Origin of the sequence: Nitrosospira multiformis (assembly GCF_900110185.1) — a bacterium.
GTDB classification, from domain to species: Bacteria; Pseudomonadota; Gammaproteobacteria; order Burkholderiales; family Nitrosomonadaceae; genus Nitrosospira; species Nitrosospira multiformis_A.
Genome location: NZ_FOCT01000004.1, coordinates 68,309 through 87,294, shown reverse-complemented (window position 1 = coordinate 87,294; position 18,986 = coordinate 68,309). Strand labels below are relative to the sequence as shown.

The window sequence follows — 18,986 nt, the reverse complement described above, 5'->3', positions numbered from 1 at the left end:
GAGGAGACTGTCCCCGCAATTACACCAACTACACCTCACCCACCTGAACCGCTACCTGTAAGATTTTACAGCTACTCCTCGCTTCCATTTGGTTATCTAATCCTGATTCTTCGCGGCCATGCCAAATGCCTGAGCGGGACGAGACAGGAGGCTGAAACGCATGGCTGAAAGAAAGGTTCTTTCGGAAAGTTTCTTTTAACCTCCCGTCGCTTCTCATTTCCGGGAAATTGCGTGCCTGTGCTCGCCATCCCGTCAAGCTTTATCCATCCGACTTTATCCGTTCAGCTTTATCCAGAATCGATAACCATAAACAGGGTTTAATCCATGCAGCCAAAATTGTTCTCATCCACCATGTCCCGGCGCACATTCCTGAAAGCTGCGGCGGCGAGCACCGCCGCTATCGGCGCTTCTGTCCTGCCTTTCGGAGCCCAGGCGCAAGGGAAAGCGAAGTATCGGCGTTTGAATGTTCTGAACCCTGGGGCAAAGCGCGCCATCGAAAGCTACAAGAGGGCTATCGCCAGGATGCTCAAGCTCCCGCCGGAGGACCCGCGCAACTGGTATCGCATCGCGCTCACTCACACGATGGATTGCCCGCACGGGAACTGGTGCCGGAGCTCGATGGAAAAACAACGAAGGCCGTCTCCCTGCAAACATTGCTGGATGCGCTGGCCCCTCGCGATTTCCTCACGTTTGCCAGCCCCAAGACCCTCGGTCACAGTGCCCTCACCGGATTTGGCGTGCTGGAAGGACAGCCGCACAACAGGGTGCACAATTGCGTCGGCGGCATCTTTACCGATCCCAAAGGCAACACCACCAACAACGGCGGCTTCATGCAGGCCAATCTATCGCCTGTCGACCCGCTTTTTTTCCTGCACCATGCGAATATCGATCGGCTTTGGGACGTATGGACCCGCAAGCAGTTGGCGAGGGGATATCCTGCCTTGCCCGAAGGCGCGGATTTAGACGCCTGGTCGAGAGAACCGTTTCTGTTCTTTGTCGATGCAAAGGGAAAGCCGGTGAAGAAAAGAACTGCCGGGGACTACGCGGCTATCGGGGATTTCAATTACGATTACGAGCCCGGCTCCGGTGAGGAAGTGGTTGCGCCTCCCATGTTCGCCTCACTGATGCGCACAGCCGTACCCTCCGAGAGCACCCGGGCTCAGATCAGCCGTTCCGTGGTGAGTGGAGAGCAGGCGGCAAGCGCTATCGTGACACTTCCGTCTCCGCTGCTTGGCCTGCGTGCACAGGCGGAAGCGCCGCAATTGTATGCAAAGATCACCTTGGCGCTGCCGCCGCTGGCGCACCATCATGATTTTGCCGTAATGGTGGATGATGGGAACAGTCGAACGGACCCATCCAGTCCTCACTACGTCGGCACCCTCTCGATGTTCGGTCATCACACCATACAGGCCCCCGTTACCTTTACCGTGCCTTTATCGGGCACGATCGAGGCAATGCGGCAGAACGCGCAGCTTGCAGACAGCGGGGCGTTGAATATCCGGATTGTTTCGGAGCGAATGGTAAAACTGGGAGTACAGATGGCGGGACATGCCCCTGGCACGGAACCGAAAGCGGAGGTACTTTCCGTCGTTGTGGAGGCGCATTGATTGCTGCGAAATGTAGAGGGCAGCTACGCTTCGCCACGGTAATTGCCGTTCTGATATTCTCGTCCATACTGGGAAATGGCGCTTTTGCGCAGGGCGAGACGCAACAGGGCGTGATCGAACTCACGCTTCCGCGCCCGGTTTCCGGCAATGAAAAGGTCTGGGTTGAAGTCCGTACGCGCGCGCTTCCCAAACAGGCGGAAATCCGCGTCACTGCGCCGGATGGAACCCTGTTCGGCACGATATCGCCGTACGGAGCACCAGGAACACTACACCATGAAGCAGCAACTGCAACCTACACCATTCCTCTTCCCCCGAGCGCGATCTCGGATGGCCACGTAGAGTTGTGCCTGGAAGTGGATGAACCGGACAAGCCGCCACGCGCTCCATGGCCGGTTGAGGTGGAAAGCCTCAATCTGGTTTATGTGCCGGTCAGCGACTGAACCGGCTATTCCTGCATCGACTAGGCAACGAGCAATATCCCTTATTCACTTTGCTGCGGATAGATTTCGCAGTAGCCGCAGATCGCTCTTGAGGTTTTCCGGTTGACCTATCCGGATTCTGCGGAAATCAGGGTGTGCCGGGTTGAGCAGCAGGTTTCGCTCAGCGGGAATTACAACACTGGGAACGTCCATCACGCAGTATCTGGCATCACGCAGCCACCGGCTGCCGATTTCCTCGAGGTTTCTACGGCTCTCGAGAGTTCGCCAGTTCTCAGGGAGCTGTTCGGCATCGATTTCCAGTCTGGGGATATCACCAGGAATTTCCGCGGGAATCAGGAGATAATTAGCGCGCAGCGGCTCGTCCTGAACGAGCATTTCGAGAAAGGCGAGTGACCTGCTCTGCGCCGTGTACACTACCGGCTCGCCCTTGCGATTCCAGCGGCCGCCGAACAACCGCGCACCCTCGCCGGAAAATGCGGAAGCGGCGAAGCGGCGTGTGACGATACGCCACACCGTCAACTTCAAGTGAAAATACCGTGCTCGATCCGGCCAAGAATAGTCATCACTGAATCGGCGCCAAGATCAGTATCCAGCATGGACAGGGGGGTGGCTCCGCCCAAGCTGGCGTTGGGCGACTTGATCCAGTCCAGCGCCAGGGATCCGTCCTCAAACACCTCGCCGGCACGTTCAACAACCCGCGCCAGGCGCAGCAATTTGCCGGATTCCTCACAGTTGAGCACTCCTTCCTTCTTTCGCCGCACCAGCGTGCGCTCCGGGATATCCAGGGCGCGGGAGAGTTCGCCTTGCCGCAGGTCCACAAGCCCCAGAACTGCGTCGATCGCCGGGGCGGGGATGCCCCTGCGCACAAGCTCTATCCACTCAACCGCCGAACGTGGATCAGCGTGGAGTATCTGCTTGCCGCCTAGAATGTTCGAGGCGGAAAACGGTTTGCGGGCCACGGGTGAGATAAAAGAAGTCATGAAAATGATGATAAAGCGATATCGAGAAGAAAGCAAGCCATCTGGCGTCTAATATATGCAAACTTGGCGATTTAAATCTTTTATAGTCCAAAGATGATCGAAGCAGGAATTTTCAATACGCCCGAATGAACTACAAATGACGGGCGCAGGTAGTCAGTGTGCGAACGTGGCACAGCTTATTTTCGCGATACTTTTTGTCACTCGATATCCTGCGCTTGAGAGTCGTTGAACGAACTGGAAATCTCCCGGGTCCTGGTTCGAAGCTCGCTCACCGTTCGACCGACCCTGCGGCGAAGAAGGGTGCGCAAGGTTGTACCATCCGCATAACCCACCTGGGCAGCAATCGCGTCTACATTATCGTTGCTCGTTCTCAGGAGATATACAGCGCGCTCAATACGAAGATCCTGAAAATAAGAAAGCGGGGATTTTCCCAGGACGGCCTTTAGGCGGCGCGAAAGCGTTCTCTCGCTTGTACCTGTCGCACTGGCTGCTTCGCTCAGCGAGAAACGTTCACCCAGCCTGTGGCGCGCCCAGCATTCGAATCGCTGAACCAGTGGATCGGCATGTGCAAGGTGATCAGGAATTGCAAAAACCGCCTGTGACGCTCGTGGTTCTATCAACAGATAACGCGCTGTCATTTCTGCGAGCGTGGGACTGCTTTGGCGTATAAGCCAAAGCGCCAGATCGATATGTGCCAGTGCAGCACCCGCAGTAACCAATCCCGGCGAGCTTACCACCATGCGCGATTCCTCCAGGCGCACGCGGGGATAACGTTCACGAAACAAGGGGGTAAGCCACCATGATGTGGTGGCGCTTCGGTCATTGAGAAGCAAAGTATCGGCGAGAACGAAGGTTCCAGTGCAGGCGGCGCCGATAAGAACCTCCTCTCTGGACCACTGCCGCAAAAGGTCGCCCGCCTCGCACACATCCGGCCGCTCAAGGGCCAACCGCAGCGTTTCCGGCATTTTTGCCCCAAGCGCGGGAATCAATACCACATCCGGAGGGCCGCATCGCGGCGCTGACACTACCGGTACAGAAAATCCCTGACTGGTACGAATACTCCGGCGCACACCCACGATAGTCAGGTCAAATCGCGTCAATGCGTTGGCAGAAACCGCGAGATCGTTCGCGATACTCAGGGTGTCCAGGAGCGTTGATAATCCAGTGTCAAAAACCTGGTCGAGCGCAAGAATATGAATACGCATGGCGTAAATTATATCAAAATTGTCAATATCGCCACTTGGCAGAAATCCTCCCGATATTTAAAGTCTGAGCCTTATTGTTCAACATGCGAAAGGAAATCAAGATGGTAACAGTTGCGCTGTTTGTGCGGTTACAAGCCAAACCGGGAAAGGAAGCGGACGTAGAAAGCTTTCTCAAGCAGGGGCTTTCAATGGCAAATCAGGAAACCACCACACCGATCTGGTTTGCCCTGCGGCTCGGCCCATCGACTTTTGGTATTTTTGATGCATTTGTGGACGAGGCTGGAAGATCAGCACATTTGTCCGGCCCGATCGCTGCTGCACTGATGGCAAATGCAGCCGATTTGCTGGCTGAGCCACCGCAAATCGAGCATGTGGATATCCTTGGCGTCAAACTCCCGAGCTGAACTGGGAAAGTGAAAAAATAAAAAGAAAGAGGTGAACGCGCCCGCGTTCACCGCTGGGACGCTGGGAAGGAGGCCAGGCAGGTTCTGCAGTCAAAGTCTTTGTACTCCTTCATCAGCGCCTGTGCCTTCAAGCAGCGTTAAGACTGGACTTATAAATGGCTGCGTCAGCGCGCCACCCTGCCTGTGCCTGAAGTACGCAAATATCCTGGATTGCCACATAATTCCCGCACGTCGTGCAGAGTGTTTCCAGCCCTCTCTCATTCGAGACTACAAAAACCAGCATACTCCGGGGCGCATCATCTTGCCTTGAATACCTCCGCCAGGAAACGTTCCGTCTCCTTCCACGAAGCCTTGTCAGCTTGCGCGTCGTAAGCGAGCGGCAAATTGAATTCGCGCCCGTAGTCATCGGCCTCGGGGTTGGTAAAACTATGCTTGGCGCCGGGGAAGGTGACCGCCTTGTAATTTACCCCGGCGTTTTCCATTTCCCGCTTGAATGCCGCTACCTGCTCGGCCGGTATCATGGGATCAGCCATGCCGGTAAAAGAGATAATTTGCGCCTTCACCTTGCCCTTTTGAGCGGGGTGCTCGGTCGCCAAACCGCCATGAAAGCTGGCTACACCTTTCAAATTTTCACCCTGACGAGCCATTTCCAGGGCGACACTGCCGCCAAAACAATAACCCAGCGCCGCGATGTTCCTCGGATCGACATTCTCCTGCTTCTGCAGGAAACTCAAGGCAGCTTCAAAGCGTTTTTTCGCCAAAGGTAGATTCTTCTTCAGTTCTCCCGAATATCTGGAGGCCTCATCCGGATGATGAGCCTGCTTGCCCTCGCCGTACATATCGACTGCCAACGCGGTGTAGCCCAATTCCGCCAGCATCTTTGCGCGTTTCCGCGCGTAATCGTCGAGGCCCCACCATTCATGCACCACCAGCACCGCAGGGTGGTTATGTGTTATTGCATCATCATATGCAAGGTAACCTTTGAGTGTCGTGCCATTGGCGGTGTAGGTGACTTCCTTCCCCTGTATGGCAGCCTGTCCCAGGGAACTCAAGAAAAACAATGCAGCGGCTGAGATGATTTTTTTCATGATGAGCTCATTGTGCGGGTGGGTTGATTAAATTTATTGATGATGTGAGTATAGTCGAGGCCGGCGGGCCACCCAAATCGAAAAATAACGAACGATGGAATCTCACACAGATACGGGCGCGAAGGCCTGTTCATTGATGCAGCATAAGGCGGGGGTATCTGAAAATTCAATATGAATCATCATGTTTTTAATGGAGATGCAGACGGTCTTTGTGCCGTCCATCAGCTTCTGCTGAACAATCCTGTTCGCACAGAATTGGTGACAGGATTAAAGCGCGATATCCATCTGCTCGAGCGGGTCAAGGCCCAGGCAGACGAGCGGGTGACAGTGCTCGACATCTCCCTGAACAGCAATCGTGCTGCCCTCGTGCAACTGCTGGAAGCGGGGGTGGCCATAGAGTATTTCGACCATCATTATGCCGGAGAGATACCCGTCCATCCCAATTTGACCACGCACATCGATACATCCGCGGGAGTATGCACAAGCCTGCTGGTCGACCGCCATCTGGAAGGAAAATACCGTTTCTGGGCGATTGCCGCAGCTTTTGGAGATAACATCAGCGAAAGCGCCAGTAGACTCGCACTACAGAATGGACTGGTCCAACCGCAGATAGAGAAGCTCGCACACCTGGGTGAATGCCTTAATTACAACAGCTACGGCGAGACTCTGGAAGACCTGCATTTTCATCCTCTTACATTGTATGAGGCAATGGCGCCCTACCCCGATCCATTCGATTTTATCGCCGAATCGGCTGCCTTCAAGGAGCTTGCAGCAGGATTTCTGGAGGATACCCGGATGACGGCATCGTTGCGTCCCCTGCTGCGGCATGCGCATCACGCTGCCTATCTCCTTCCGGATGCGGCATGGGCAAGACGGGTAAGCGGTGTTTTTGCCAACAAGCTTGCGAACGACAATCCGGCATGCGCACATGCAGTCATTACGATCGACCGGGCGGGTGGCTATAAAATCAGTGTGCGGGCGCCATTGGCGAACCCCCAGGGCGCCGACATGCTCTGCATGAAGTTTGAAACAGGGGGAGGACGCAAGGCAGCGGCCGGTATCAACAATTTGCCCGAAAGCGCGCTCGATACCTTCCTTGCCCGCTTCGCAGAGCAGTTTGGCTAATACGCCGGGTTAATATTGGGCATTACCCTCAAACCTGCCGGCCAGGTTATCGATCATCGTCATGAAAGATTCAATCACCCAAGCGAAGAGGCCGCCCGATATCCCGCAGGCTGAGGGAGACGTTCAAGGCAGATTAATCACTGCCTTGCTGGATCCTCGCCGCTATCCCCACCCGGTAAAACGGGTGCGAGTAATGGAAACGCATATTTCCTGGGTACTGCTGGCGGGACGCTATGCCTACAAAATAAAGAAATCGGTCGATCTGGGTTTCCTCGACTTTACCGATTTGTCATCACGCCGCCATTATTGTGAGGAAGAGTTGCGGCTCAACCGGCGCCTTGCACCCCAACTCTATCTGGATGTCATTCCCCTCGGCGGCACAGCTGAAATACCGGAAATCAGTGCTGAACCGGCTATCGAATATGCAGTGAAAATGCGCCGCTTCGCTGCTTCCCAACAACTGGACAGGCTGGCCGAGCACGGCAGGATTCTCCCAGAGCATATGGATAGCCTGGCGGCAACGATCGCGCATTTCCATGAGGGTCTGCCCTCGGCTGAACCTGCGGCCGGGCTTGGATCAGCCGCTGCAACACATGCGGCGGTATTGCAGACTTTCGAGCAATTACAAGCAGCGTGGGCTGGCACTGAAAATGAAGCCCGTGTGGCCGGATTGCGGGAGGCCATGGAGACTGAGTATGGCGTACGCAAGGAGCATCTGGAACGGCGGCTTGCCGAGGGTTTTGTGCGCGAATGTCATGGCGACCTGCATCTGGGCAATATTGCGCTGATTCGTGGACGACCTGTTCCTTTCGATTGTATCGAGTTCAGCCCCTCCTTACGCTGGATCGATGTAATGAACGAAGTCGCCTTTACCGTCATGGACCTGCTGCATCGCCAGGAGTCTGAACTTGCCTATCGCTTCCTCAATGCCTATCTGGAAACTACGGGTGATTATGGGGGTCTGCCCTTGCTGCGTTTCTATCTCGTCTATCGCGCCACAGTGCGTGCGATGGTTAGCGCCATTCGCGCTGGTCAGGCCAACCTCCCCAAACGGGACAAGATAGCAGCGCTGGCATCCTGCAGCAGTTTTCTTGATCTCGCCGCGACATGCCTTGCCCAACAGCGGCCTGCCCTGATGATTACCCACGGTTTGCCGGGATCGGGCAAAACGACTTTCGCACAGGCAGCACTGGAAAAACTACAAGCCATACGCATAAGATCGGACGTGGAGCGCAAGCGTTTATTCGGATTAGCGGCGTTGGCAGACAGTCACTCGCAGGCGGACGGCATTTATCATGCGAAGGCTACAGTGCGAACTTATGCGCGACTGCATGATTTGGCGCGAGAACTGCTGGCCGCAGGCTCTCCGGTAATTGTGGATGCCGCCTTTCTGAAACGGGAAGAGCGTGAGCATTTCCGAATGCTGGCGAATAAACTGTCGGTGCCGTTTGTGATTGCATCGCTGAAAGCGTCCTCCGAAACAATGGAAAGCCGCATCGTAAAACGGCAAAACGAATCAAGCGATGCCTCCGAGGCTGATCTGGCAGTATTGAAACTGTTACAGGAAAAAGAGGAAGCGCTGATGCCGCAGGAACAGGCTTACACAGTAGAGTTCGTCAACGAGAAAGAAGGTTTTGGCAGCGAGGATAGCGCCTGGAAGAAACTGGAGCGGTTGCTGGATGGAAGATGACTCCAACTGCTGTTTCAACAAATCAGGCAGCTCTCGTTGATCTTGCTCGCCCCGATCCTTCGGCAGACTCAGAATCAGGGCGAACGTAGATTGCAGGGCAGCTCTGTCCGACAGGAGTATTGACCGAGCAGAACTCGGCCTACTTCAGGGTTGAGAATTGCTCGATTCTCTTCGACTGCCACTCTCTCCCCATCCCTCTCCCCCAGGGGAGAGGGAGCCTGACGAATCGTGCTCCACGAACTGGATTTCTTCCAGCGCATCACCTAATCTTTATAGAGGGACTTCGAACAAGCCTGACCGAGGGACAGCCTCATGGCTGATCCCTATGTTCTTTACGCTACAGCGATGCTTGTCTTGACATGCGCCTTTGTCGCCCATTTGCCATGCTCAGAACAACACTGCGCTTACCCGTCAAAACACTGCCGCAACCCGATGAAACGACATGTGGTCCGACGTGCCTGCATGCCATCTACAGCTATCTAGGCAAGACGGAGCTGCTGGACACCATCATTCACCGCACCCACAAACTTGAAAACGGTGGAGGAACTTTTGCCGTTTTTCTAGGTTGCGATGCCCTCCGCAACGGTTTCCATGCCACCATTTACACATATAACCTGAAAGTTTTCGATCCAACCTGGTTCACATCGGACGTGGATATCACAGAACGCCTGCAACGGCAACGCGAGATCAAGTCGGACTTGAGATTGCGACGGGCCACGGAGGGTTATCTGGAGTTTCTGCGTTTAGGCGGGCGATTACGTCTCACAGACCTCTCCCAATCCCTCATCCACGGCCTTTTACGGCGCGGCCTGCCTATCCTGACTGGCCTGAGCTCCACCTTCCTCTACCGCGCTCCGCGAGAATACGGGCCAAATGACATACCGGACGACGTGCGTGGTTTTCCGGCCGGGCATTTTGTCGTACTCACCGGTTATGACCGCGAGAAGCGTACCGTTCTTGTCGCCGATCCATATGGCCCGGCCCAGGAGTACTGGAGCAACATCGACCGGGTATTGTGCTCCGTGCTGCTGGGCATCGTGACACATGATGCCAATCTGCTCGTCATCCGAACACGAGGCGGGCCGGGTGAAACAACATGACTGCGGTGTTGCCGGCCTTTGCAGGTTATGGCATCGAACTGGAGTACATGATTGTCGACCGGAAGACGCTTGCGGTTGTTCCCATGGCCGACGAGTTGCTGCGAAAGCTTACTGGTGCGTTTACATCCGAGGCCAGGAATGGCCAGTTGGGATGGTCGAACGAACTGGTGCTGCATCTGCTCGAACTGAAAAATATCGACCCGCAGCCAGACATTTCCTCTCTGTCTGTCGCGTTTCAGGGCGAAATCCGGCGGATCAGCAAGGTGCTCGAATCGATGAACACACGGCTCATGCCGACCGGCATGCACCCCTGGATGAATCCCCGCACGGAGACCCGCCTCTGGCCGCACGAGCAGGCGGAAATCTATCTGGCCTACGACCATATCTTCGACTGCAGAAGACACGGCTGGGCCAACCTGCAAAGCATGCACCTCAACATGCCTTTCGCAAATGACAATGAATTTGCGCGACTTCACGCCGCGGTGCGGCTGTTGCTGCCCATTCTTCCAGCGATAGCGGCAAGCTCGCCAATCGCTGAAGGCGGGTACTCTGGTTTCCTGGATTTCCGGATGGTAAATTACTGCGAGCACCAGCTGAAGGTACCCTCGACCATCGGCCGGGTAATCCCGGAAACAATCTCCAATGCCGCCGCCTATGAAGAAAAAATTCTGGCGCCGATGTACCGCGAAATTGCAGCACTCGATCCGAAAGAAATGCTACAGCATGAATGGCTCAATGCGCGCGGGGAAATTCCCCGATTTGACCGTAACGCTATCGAGATCCGCGTAATCGATACCCAGGAATGCTCGAGTGCTGACTTTGCCATCGCCGCTGCTGCGATCAATATCGTACATGCGCTCTACAGCGAAGCTTACGCGCCGCTGACCGAGCAGCAATCTATCGCCACGGAAGCATTGGTCAGGATCATGCATGACTGCATCCGTGACGCAGAGCAAGCCGTAATCGATAATGTGGAATACCTTCGCCTGATGGGTTTTCCGGGTATGGACTGCACGGCTGGCATTCTGTGGCGGCATCTCATCGAGCCTGGGATGCCGATCGAACCCAGGCAAGGAAAAAGCTGTCGGGAAGCGCTGCAAACCATTTTAAGAGAGGGCCCGCTTGCGCGCCGCATCCTGAATGCGATTGGTTCCGACTTCAGCAGGAGGCGGCTGGAGACGGTCTACCGCGAGCTGTGCGATTGCCTGGACGAAGACCGCATGTTTCTGAAATGAGTTGAATGAGTTGCGCATGACTTCAACAAAATGCCGATGAATATTCATTTTTTAATCAGTTGTGAACATGGGGGTAACCGCATTCCACCGCGCTACCGTCCGCTGTTCGAAGGCTACGAGCATTTGTTGCACAGCCACCGGGGCTATGACAGCGGTGCTTTGGGCTTGGCTAAAAAACTTGCCATGGCGCTGCACTCGCCATTGTTCGCCGCCACAACAAGCCGTCTGCTGATCGACCTCAACCGCTCGATCGGTCACCCCCAGCTTTATTCGGAAGCGACGCGCAACACCCCTGGCGCTGTCCGCCAGGAGATTCTGAAGAACCACTACTTGCCCTATCGCACTTGGGTGGAAGCGAACATCGCAGATGCCATTCGCTCCGGCCTGAGGGTAATCCACATCTCCTCACACAGCTTCACTCCCGAATTGAATGGGGAGGTTCGCAATACCGATATCGGACTGCTTTATGATCCCTCACGCCATCTTGAGCAAGAGCTGTGCACCCGCTGGCGGGCGTGCCTTGCCGCGCATGTGCCCGATTTAAGGGTACGCCGCAACTATCCCTACACCGGATCGGTAAATGGTTTCCCCACCTACCTGCGTCGCCGATTTCCTGCCAATGCTTACGTCGGAATCGAACTGGAAGTCAATCAGAAACATATTCTCAAGGGCGGCTGGCGATGGCATGCGTTACGCAGCCTGCTGGCTGGCACACTCAACGAGGCAGTTGCATGAGCCGACCCATACTCCTCTGAAGGTATCCTCGAGCACCGGCAGGATACAAAGGTCAGGCCAACACCAGCTCAGATGCGAAGGTTCTGGATAGAGGTAATGGGGCGGCACTCGTCATCCACCTTTTTTGCCAGAGCCTGCAGCGAGGCGGAGATTTCGACCGGGTAAGCGGAGACCGTTTCAAGCGATCTGAGGGGTTCCGGCAGGCGGGCATAGTTCGCCACTGTTTGCCCGCGGATGGCCTCCAGCTTCCTATTCCCGTTAATCCCGTCAATGCGCCGCCCATTCCGCATCATAGGGACGATTAGAGGCTCGCCCTCATGCGGATCGTCCTTTTCCAATGCAACAACATCGCGCACTGCGCGACCATCCGGATCATATTTGCGATACACCTGCTTGCGACCCGGCCATGTCGCTTTTCCCTCGGAGCGTTTGCGGCGGGCCTTGCCGGCGTACTCCTGCAGCTTATAAGCGCAATCCAGCGCCGGCGCGTCGCTCGACACGTCTAATGCAGTACCCACGCCAAAGCCGTCGATGGGAGCGCCGGATGAAATCAGTTCATGCACCCGATTTTCATTCAGATTACCGCTGGCAAAGATGCGGGTTTTTTCAAGCCTCCCCTCGTCGAGTATCCGGCGCACGCGACGTGCATGCATTCCCAGGTCGCCGCTGTCCAGCCGAACGCCACTCACCTCGATGCCATCCTGTGCAAGTTTGCGGGCCAAGCTGACGACCTTTATGGCAGCCGCCTCGGTGTCGTAGGTATCGATCAGCAGCGTCGAGTTTTTCGGATGGCAACGCACAAGATGTTCGAAAGCGGCAGTCTCGTCTGTATGGGCCTGAATGTAGGAATGAGCAACGGTGCCGAACGAAGGCATGCCATATATTGCCGCCGCAAGTACTGTTGATGTGCCGGAAAAACCGGCAAGATAACTTGCGCGGGCGGCAAGCAACGCGGCTTCCGCTCCATGTGCCCGGCGCATGCCGAAATCCACCAGGAGTTTGCCGGGCGCAACCAGCACTGAGCGTGCTGCCTTTGAGGCGATCAGGGTTTCGAAATGCAGCAGGTTGATGAGACGCGATTCAACGAACTGGGCTTGCGGCAGTGGCGCCGTGATTCGGAGAATGGGCTCATCCGGAAAAAAAAGAGTCCCTTCCGGCATTGCATGTACATCGCCGGTAAAGCGGAAGTGTTCAAGGTAATTTACAAGGGCGCGTCCAAACCGGGGCTTGAGCCATGCCAACTCTCCGGCTGAAAAATGCAGGTTCTCAAGGAATTCCAGCGCCTGTTCCAGGCCCGCCGCCACCAGGAAATTCCGGGTCGGGGGAAGCTTGCGGAAAAACAGCTCGAATACCGCGGTTTCCTGCATTCCTTGCTGAAGGTAGCTCTCCAGCATGGTCAACTGGTAATGGTCGGTCAGCAACGGGCTGGAGAGTGGGTTCACTCAGGGACGATGGTTTCGAAATCGATGAGTTTTGCGCCCAGATGGGCCATTTCCTCCAGTGCGGCGCGGCTCGCGTCGGCATCCATCCCCCGCACTGCATCCTGGAGAACAAAGATGTCATACCCTTGGTTCAAGGCATCCCGTACGGTACTGAGGACGCAATGATCCGTAGCCAGGCCACCGATGAAAACGCGGGAAATTCCTGCAGATTTCAGCATGGCATCCAGTTCTGTCTCCGAAAAACCGGAATAAGCATCTTTCTCCCTGGAGGTGGCCTTGGATGCGATATGCGTGTCACAGGGAATTTCAAGATTCGCCGGAAATGCCGCGCCCTGCGTGCCGGCAATACAGTGCGCAGGCCAGGGCCCTCCTTGCTGGTGAAAGGAGCAGTGATCAGGCGGATGCCAGTCGCGGGTAGCGAAAATAGGTAATTCGCGAAAAAGAAAAGCTGCGATATACCGGTTAAGGTTTGGGATGACTTCATCTCCCGCCGGTACAGGAAGGCTTCCGCCAGGCAGAAAGTCGTTTTGCACATCCACTATCATAAGGGCATCACCAGTGCCTATGTCCATTTTCATGGCAGTCTCCTATCCCCTTTGCCGCTTTGCTCCCTGCACTTTACATTCTTCGGTCGAGTGCGCCGGACTTAGTCTAATCCCCCGAACCCGTTAAGCGCGGCTCTGCTTCTTCGGGTTCTTCTACGTGATGCTTGCCGGTACTGACGCGTTTTGCCTGAAAACCTTCACTGCCGATATCTTCGAGGAATTGCACCTCGCTTCCTTCTTCCAATTGCTCAAAGTTATTGTTGGCAAGATTTTCGCGATGAAAGTACAACTCCTGCCCACCCGAAGTTTCGACGAAACCATAGCCTTCCTCGGGCATCAGCCGCACCACCTTTCCATGCAGGACGGGCGCATGCGCCTTGACTTCCCCGCGCTGACGCCGCCCGTAGTCTTCGAGCTGGCGCTTTGCGGCGTCGAACGCATCGCGCAGCGCAACGTACACATCCTCGTTCGGTTCGCGGGTCACCACAAGCTCCTTTCCCGGCACTGTAATGTCCAGCCGCACATTGAACAGGTTGCCCTGGTGTTTGTGTTTGTGAGGAACCTCGACGACTATCCTGCATCCCATGATCTGGGGATAAAAAGTCTCGAGCTTTTCCGTTTTTTGCCGAATATGGTTTTCCAGTGCCTCAGAATGGGGAATATCGCGTGTAGTGATCTGAAGTTGCAATTTCATGACTTATGTCCTCTCGATGATAGAATCTATTGCACCAGGCGTAACGTAACGTATAAGACAGGCCTGAAAGACCGGAGCCTCCGCCAGGCTGCCAGGACTATGTCGCGCGCTCCTTTTCACGCAACTGGCTTTTGTCGCCGCGGATGAGCAGCACGGGAATATGTGCCATACGGACCATCCCTTCCGCGACACTCCCGAACAGGACGCGACTGAAACCGGAACGGCCATGTGTGCCAATTACGATCAACTCGGCCGACCAGCGCCTTGCTTCTTCGAGTATTACGCCGGCAATGCGCTCGCCACCCGCTTCCAGTAATTTCACTTCGGCTGCAACCCCTGCCTGTTGCATCAATGTTTGCGCCTCCGCCAATATCTTCCTGCCGGTTCTCTCCAGGGATTCCTTCATTTCATCGTAATTGATGTAGCTGTTGGCATCCATCAAATGAATATCAGCCATGACATATACCAGTTCCACCTGGGTGCTGTGCTGCTTTGCAAGTTTCGAGACTTCCTGGAGTGCAAGAGCGGAGGTCGCGCTGCCGTCTATTGGAACCAGGATACGTTGATACATATCACTCCTTGAAAAAAGTTTTTATATTGCCGAGGAACCATCGGACAAGTCCATCGCGCCTGCGAGGAATTTGTTCAGTGTTCCTTAACCCTTAACGCAGACTTTGGGCCGGAGAAATGCGACGCGCCGGGCGAGCCCGGCTTCTTCCGTGGCCTCCGCCACCAGATCGACATCCTTATAGGCGCCCGGGGCTTCTTCCGCCACACCGCGCATGGAGCGGGTATGAATCAGAATACCTTGTTGCGCCAGCTCGTCCAACAGCGCGCGTCCTTTCCACCGCGCGAGCGCCCGATGCCGGCTCATGGCCCGACCTGCACCGTGGCTTGAAGAGGCAAAGGCGGGATTTTCGCTGTCACCAACGAGAATGTAGGAACCTGTCCCCATGCTTCCACCGATAACGACGGGTTGTCCTACCTGGCGGTAGCGTTCCGGTAGCATGGGGTGCCCCGGCCCGAATGCGCGTGTGGCGCCCTTGCGGTGCACGTAGAGCAGCCGTGATTCACCATCGACCTGGTGGGTTTCGGCCTTGCAGGTATTGTGCGAAACATCAAACAAGGTTTCAAGCGCGGCCTGGGGATAAATTTCTGTAAATACGGAACGCGTAAGGTGTGTCAGGATTTGCCGGTTGGCAAGGGCGCAATTGATTGCAGCATTCATGGCGCCCATATATTGCTGACCCTCGGGCGACTTAATGGGTGCACAGGCGAGTTCACGGTCGGGTAAATGAATGCCTATGCGACTGGCTGCTTTTGCCAATAGCACCAGATAATCGGTGCCGATCTGGTGCCCCAATCCACGCGAACCGCAATGTATCGAAATCAGGATCTGCCCTTCATGCAGGCCAAACGCCAGCGCGGCAGCAGGATCGAAGATGCGGTCCACCACCTGTACTTCCAGGTAATGATTGCCCGAGCCGAGCGTGCCCATCTCCCCGCGCTGGCGCTTTTTGGCAAGTTCGGATACGTTATCCGGAACAGCCCCTGCAACTCGCCCCCGTTCTTCAATATAATCCAGATCTGCGGGGGTACCATAACCTTCCTGTACCGCCCAGTGTGCACCGCCGTGCATCACCTGGTCGAGCTGCTCCGGGTTCAGCTTGATCTCGCCCTCTTCGCCCACACCGGCGGGGATGGCGTGGAACAAGGCGTTCCCAAGTTCGGGAAAATGCTCTACTGCATCCTCCAGATTGAGATTGCTGCGCAGACAGCGTATGCCGCACGAAATATCGAAGCCGACACCGCCTGCGGAAATCACCCCCCCCTGTTCAGCATCGAAAGCCGCAACACCCCCTATGGGAAAACCGTATCCCCAATGTGCATCCGGCATGGTCATTGCAGCCCCGACCAGACCCGGCAGGGAAGCAACGTTGGCGATCTGCTCGAGTACCTTGTCGTCCATGCTGACGAGCAAGGGTGCGCCGCCGTACAGGAGGACCTCCGCACGCTCTTCGCCTGGTGTGCGCGGCAATGTCCAGAGATAAGGTTGCAGTTGGCGCAGTTGTTCCAGATTCATATCATCTCCTGGCGTTAGTGCCGTTCAATTTATATCGTTTCATCTGGGAGCCGATCTCACACATCCACTATACAGCGCACTTCCCACATTGCTCCGGTCTGTTTGACGGAAAGCATGGTCAGCGTCGCACCTTTGACTTCTACTCCACGCTCCATTACTTCGCGCCATTTTTCACCAAGAGCTTCGGTGGACCACAGATTTTCCCGGCGCTGCACATGGAAGCGGCTGAAAACCATGCCGAGTTCACGCGCCTTCCCCAGCAACAGATTCAGCCATGTCACCAGCGCCAGTTCGTGATCTGATTCTTCGAACTCTATCTTGACCGAAGTCTGCGGCTGCACCTTATCCAGAGGCGTGACTATGCCGAACACTGCTTGAGCAGCTGTCTCGAATGCCTGCTCCAGCGTATCGCCGCGTCCGATAATGCCGATGTCTGCATCATGCTCGAAGTAGGATGAAGTCTGAGTCTGGGTTGGCATACATAAATATCCTTGATCCATCACTCGGTCTACCCAAGCAACTTCTCTAAAATTTCCCCTTTGCTCTTCCATTGACCCTCCTATCTGCACTCTCCCGCTTGCTTTTTATCGCGCTAAAACGGCGCTAAAATCGGAGTACACACTACAAGCTATAGGAGAACCCCTTTGTCGTGTCAAGCGTAACAGTTGCATCCTGGAACCCTTGCTGCCCCGGCTGAGCCCGCATGCTCCCCTGAATATACTAAACTGACCATGTGAATCCTCGATCAGCAACTTTCCCCACAAAATCAGCAAAGTGCTTGTCGACGGAAGCAAACGGGAATGCTCATGCCCAGCCATAATGCCGATATCGCCGCCGTCTTCGAAGAGATTGCCAATCTGCTTGAGATCGAAGGCGCAAACCCTTTTCGGATACGCGCCTACCGCAACGCAGCCCAGGCAATAGGCGCCCTTTCCACCGAGGCGTACGTGCTGCTCGAAAACAAGGAAGACCTGACAGAGCTTCCCGGCATAGGGCGCGATCTTGCAGGCAAGATTGAAGAAATTGTTGCCACCGGCCACTGCGCCTTGCTGGACCGGCTGCAAACCGAGCTTCCCCCCGCAGTGACAGAGCTTCTGAAAGTGCCCGGCCTTGGGCCGAAGCGGGTCCGACATCTTTATCACGACCTGGATGTCCAGACTGTCGAGCAGCTTTATAGCGCGGCGCGCGAGGGACGCATTCGTGGCCTACCCGGTTTTGGCGAGAAAACCGAGCTCAACATCCTCCAGGCGATCGAGGCGCATGCCGATCAGAAAGGACGTTTCAAGCTGGCGGTGGCGGCACAATACGCGGAGCCGCTGCGCGCGTTTCTAGCAGACGTTCCCGGAGTCAAGGAAGCGACTGTCGCCGGCAGCTATAGGCGCATGCGCGAAACAGTGGGTGACCTCGATATCGTTGTCACGGCCGCACCCGGCAATACTGTCATGGAGCACTTCATGGGGTACGAAGAGGTCGCCGAAATACTTGCGGTCGGAAGCACTCGCGCCAGCGTGGTCCTGAAATGCGGCTTGCAGGTGGACCTGCGCGTGGTCGCAGACGAAAGCTACGGCGCTGCCCTGCACTATTTTACCGGATCAAAAGCCCATAATGTTGCGGTACGGTATATCGCCCAGAAAAAAGGGTTGAAAGTCAACGAATACGGCGTGTTCCGGGGTAAAAACCGTATCGCGGGCGAGACCGAGGAATCGGTCTATCGTGCCGCCGGGCTATCCTTTATTCCACCCGAGTTGCGCGAGAACCGGGGTGAAATAGACGTGGCGCGAACCAGGAAATTGCCGCGCCTGGTCGAGCTATGCGACTTGCGGGGAGATCTGCATACTCACACAAAAGCCACGGATGGCCATAACACATTGCGCGAAATGGCGCTGGCCGGCAAATCGCATGGCCTGGAATATATTGCCGTCACGGATCATTCACGCGACCTGAGAGTCGCACGCGGCCTCGATCCTCTACGGCTGAAGCGCCAGTGCGATGAGATCGACGCGCTGAATGAAGAACTGGAAGGAATTACCCTGCTCAAGGGAATCGAGGTGGACATCCTGGAGGATGGCACTCTGGACCTGCCGGATCACGTGCTGGCGCAACTCGATCTGGTTGTAGGGGCAGTCCACAGCAAGTTCGAGCTCCCGCGGGCGAGGCAGACCGAGCGGATACTGCGCGCAATGGAACATCCTCATTTCACCATTCTTGCGCATCCCAACAATCGCCTTATCCCGCAACGCCCGCCTTATGATATCGATATGCCCCGCATTATCCGTGAAGCAGGACGCCGTGGATGCTTCCTCGAACTCAATGCCCAGCCCGAGCGGTTGGATTTGCTTGATATCTACTGCCAGATGGCCAAGGAGGAAGGGGTGCTGGTCAGCATCAATTCCGACGCTCACAGCACTTTTGATTTCGCGAACCTGCGCTTTGGTATCGGTCAGGCAAGGCGCGGCTGGCTGGAAAAACAGAATGTGCTCAACACTCGCCCTCTCGAGGAATTGCGGATACGCATTGCCCATACGATGCGAAGCTCCAACACCTACGGCCCGTATAAACGGCAAATCAAGCGCCAAATCCGATCAGGTAAAAATGTCAGGTAAAAAATTCACC

At 55.6% G+C, this 18,986-nt stretch carries 19 protein-coding genes and 1 pseudogene; 10 read left to right on the top strand and 10 right to left on the bottom strand.

Annotation, left to right across the window (positions count from 1 at the left end; genetic code table 11):
• Positions 1-324 precede the first annotated feature (324 nt).
• The 3 genes and pseudogenes from BMY01_RS18745 to BMY01_RS06035 form a co-directional block, all read left to right on the top strand.
• Positions 325-399: pseudogene (locus BMY01_RS18745) on the top strand (twin-arginine translocation signal domain-containing protein); the annotation flags it as partial.
• A gap of 206 nt (positions 400-605) precedes the next feature.
• Positions 606-1,607: a tyrosinase family protein gene (locus tag BMY01_RS06040; RefSeq protein ID WP_254772641.1), complete on the top strand. Its 1,002-nt coding sequence runs from the start codon at positions 606-608 to the stop codon at positions 1,605-1,607.
• Positions 1,604-2,047, top strand: coding sequence for a hypothetical protein (locus BMY01_RS06035; protein ID WP_074745309.1), 444 nt, complete (start codon positions 1,604-1,606; stop codon positions 2,045-2,047). Before BMY01_RS06040 ends, BMY01_RS06035 begins: the two co-directional genes overlap by 4 nt.
• Before the next feature lie 45 nt (positions 2,048-2,092).
• On the opposite strand, the gene BMY01_RS06030 is transcribed toward BMY01_RS06035, so the two are convergent.
• From BMY01_RS06030 to BMY01_RS06020, 3 genes are all read right to left on the bottom strand, one after another.
• Complete coding sequence (locus tag BMY01_RS06030; RefSeq protein ID WP_254772627.1) at positions 2,093-2,572, bottom strand: RES family NAD+ phosphorylase; 480 nt, start codon at positions 2,570-2,572, stop codon at positions 2,093-2,095.
• The gene (gene parS, locus BMY01_RS06025) at positions 2,569-3,027 is read right to left on the bottom strand and encodes a type II RES/Xre toxin-antitoxin system antitoxin (RefSeq protein WP_074745575.1); all 459 of its coding nucleotides are present in this window, start codon (positions 3,025-3,027) and stop codon (positions 2,569-2,571) included. Before parS ends, BMY01_RS06030 begins: the two co-directional genes overlap by 4 nt.
• A gap of 197 nt (positions 3,028-3,224) precedes the next feature.
• Positions 3,225-4,232 (bottom strand): GlxA family transcriptional regulator, encoded by a 1,008-nt coding sequence (locus tag BMY01_RS06020; RefSeq protein ID WP_074745306.1) that lies wholly within the window; start codon positions 4,230-4,232, stop codon positions 3,225-3,227.
• A 101-nt stretch (positions 4,233-4,333) separates the two neighbouring features.
• Here BMY01_RS06020 and BMY01_RS06015 point away from each other — a divergent pair, with 101 nt between their 5' ends.
• Complete coding sequence (locus BMY01_RS06015) at positions 4,334-4,636, top strand: putative quinol monooxygenase (protein ID WP_074707588.1); 303 nt, start codon at positions 4,334-4,336, stop codon at positions 4,634-4,636.
• A gap of 296 nt (positions 4,637-4,932) precedes the next feature.
• On the opposite strand, the gene BMY01_RS06010 is transcribed toward BMY01_RS06015, so the two are convergent.
• On the bottom strand, positions 4,933-5,724 hold the full coding sequence (locus BMY01_RS06010; RefSeq protein WP_074745304.1) for a dienelactone hydrolase family protein: 792 nt from the start codon (positions 5,722-5,724) through the stop codon (positions 4,933-4,935).
• 171 nt (positions 5,725-5,895) lie between these two features.
• On the opposite strand from BMY01_RS06010, the gene BMY01_RS06005 reads away from it, so the two are divergent.
• From BMY01_RS06005 to BMY01_RS05985, 5 genes are all read left to right on the top strand, one after another.
• Positions 5,896-6,849 (top strand): acetyltransferase, encoded by a 954-nt coding sequence (locus tag BMY01_RS06005; RefSeq protein ID WP_074745302.1) that lies wholly within the window; start codon positions 5,896-5,898, stop codon positions 6,847-6,849.
• Positions 6,850-6,910: 61 nt separating this feature from the next.
• Positions 6,911-8,539, top strand: coding sequence for a bifunctional aminoglycoside phosphotransferase/ATP-binding protein (locus BMY01_RS06000; RefSeq protein WP_074745300.1), 1,629 nt, complete (start codon positions 6,911-6,913; stop codon positions 8,537-8,539).
• Positions 8,540-8,922: 383 nt separating this feature from the next.
• Positions 8,923-9,639, top strand: coding sequence for a C39 family peptidase (locus BMY01_RS05995; protein WP_074745298.1), 717 nt, complete (start codon positions 8,923-8,925; stop codon positions 9,637-9,639).
• Positions 9,636-10,874 (top strand): carboxylate-amine ligase, encoded by a 1,239-nt coding sequence (locus tag BMY01_RS05990; RefSeq protein ID WP_074745296.1) that lies wholly within the window; start codon positions 9,636-9,638, stop codon positions 10,872-10,874. The genes BMY01_RS05995 and BMY01_RS05990 overlap by 4 nt, the downstream gene beginning before the upstream one ends.
• A 36-nt stretch (positions 10,875-10,910) precedes the next feature.
• The gene (locus BMY01_RS05985) at positions 10,911-11,609 is read left to right on the top strand and encodes an N-formylglutamate amidohydrolase (protein WP_254772626.1); all 699 of its coding nucleotides are present in this window, start codon (positions 10,911-10,913) and stop codon (positions 11,607-11,609) included.
• Positions 11,610-11,677: 68 nt separating this feature from the next.
• On the opposite strand, the gene BMY01_RS05980 is transcribed toward BMY01_RS05985, so the two are convergent.
• From BMY01_RS05980 to BMY01_RS05955, 6 genes are all read right to left on the bottom strand, one after another.
• Positions 11,678-13,051, bottom strand: coding sequence for a nicotinate phosphoribosyltransferase (locus BMY01_RS05980; RefSeq protein ID WP_074745292.1), 1,374 nt, complete (start codon positions 13,049-13,051; stop codon positions 11,678-11,680).
• The gene (locus BMY01_RS05975; RefSeq protein ID WP_074745290.1) at positions 13,048-13,629 is read right to left on the bottom strand and encodes a nicotinamidase; all 582 of its coding nucleotides are present in this window, start codon (positions 13,627-13,629) and stop codon (positions 13,048-13,050) included. The genes BMY01_RS05980 and BMY01_RS05975 overlap by 4 nt, the downstream gene beginning before the upstream one ends.
• Positions 13,630-13,702: 73 nt before the next feature.
• Complete coding sequence (hpf, locus tag BMY01_RS05970) at positions 13,703-14,290, bottom strand: ribosome hibernation-promoting factor, HPF/YfiA family (RefSeq protein WP_074745288.1); 588 nt, start codon at positions 14,288-14,290, stop codon at positions 13,703-13,705.
• Positions 14,291-14,387: 97 nt separating this feature from the next.
• Positions 14,388-14,861 carry a universal stress protein gene (locus BMY01_RS05965; RefSeq protein ID WP_074745286.1) on the bottom strand — a complete coding sequence of 158 codons (474 nt, stop codon included), beginning with the start codon at positions 14,859-14,861 and terminating at the stop codon, positions 14,388-14,390.
• A gap of 84 nt (positions 14,862-14,945) precedes the next feature.
• Positions 14,946-16,373, bottom strand: coding sequence for an RtcB family protein (locus BMY01_RS05960; protein ID WP_074745284.1), 1,428 nt, complete (start codon positions 16,371-16,373; stop codon positions 14,946-14,948).
• A gap of 56 nt (positions 16,374-16,429) precedes the next feature.
• A complete protein-coding gene (locus BMY01_RS05955) occupies positions 16,430-16,852 on the bottom strand; it encodes an archease (RefSeq protein WP_254772625.1) in 423 nt (140 codons plus the stop codon).
• 327 nt (positions 16,853-17,179) lie between these two features.
• On the opposite strand from BMY01_RS05955, the gene polX reads away from it, so the two are divergent.
• Entirely contained in the window at positions 17,180-18,976 is a 1,797-nt protein-coding gene (gene polX / locus BMY01_RS05950) for a DNA polymerase/3'-5' exonuclease PolX (RefSeq protein ID WP_074745573.1), read from the top strand.
• Positions 18,977-18,986: the final 10 nt, after the last annotated feature.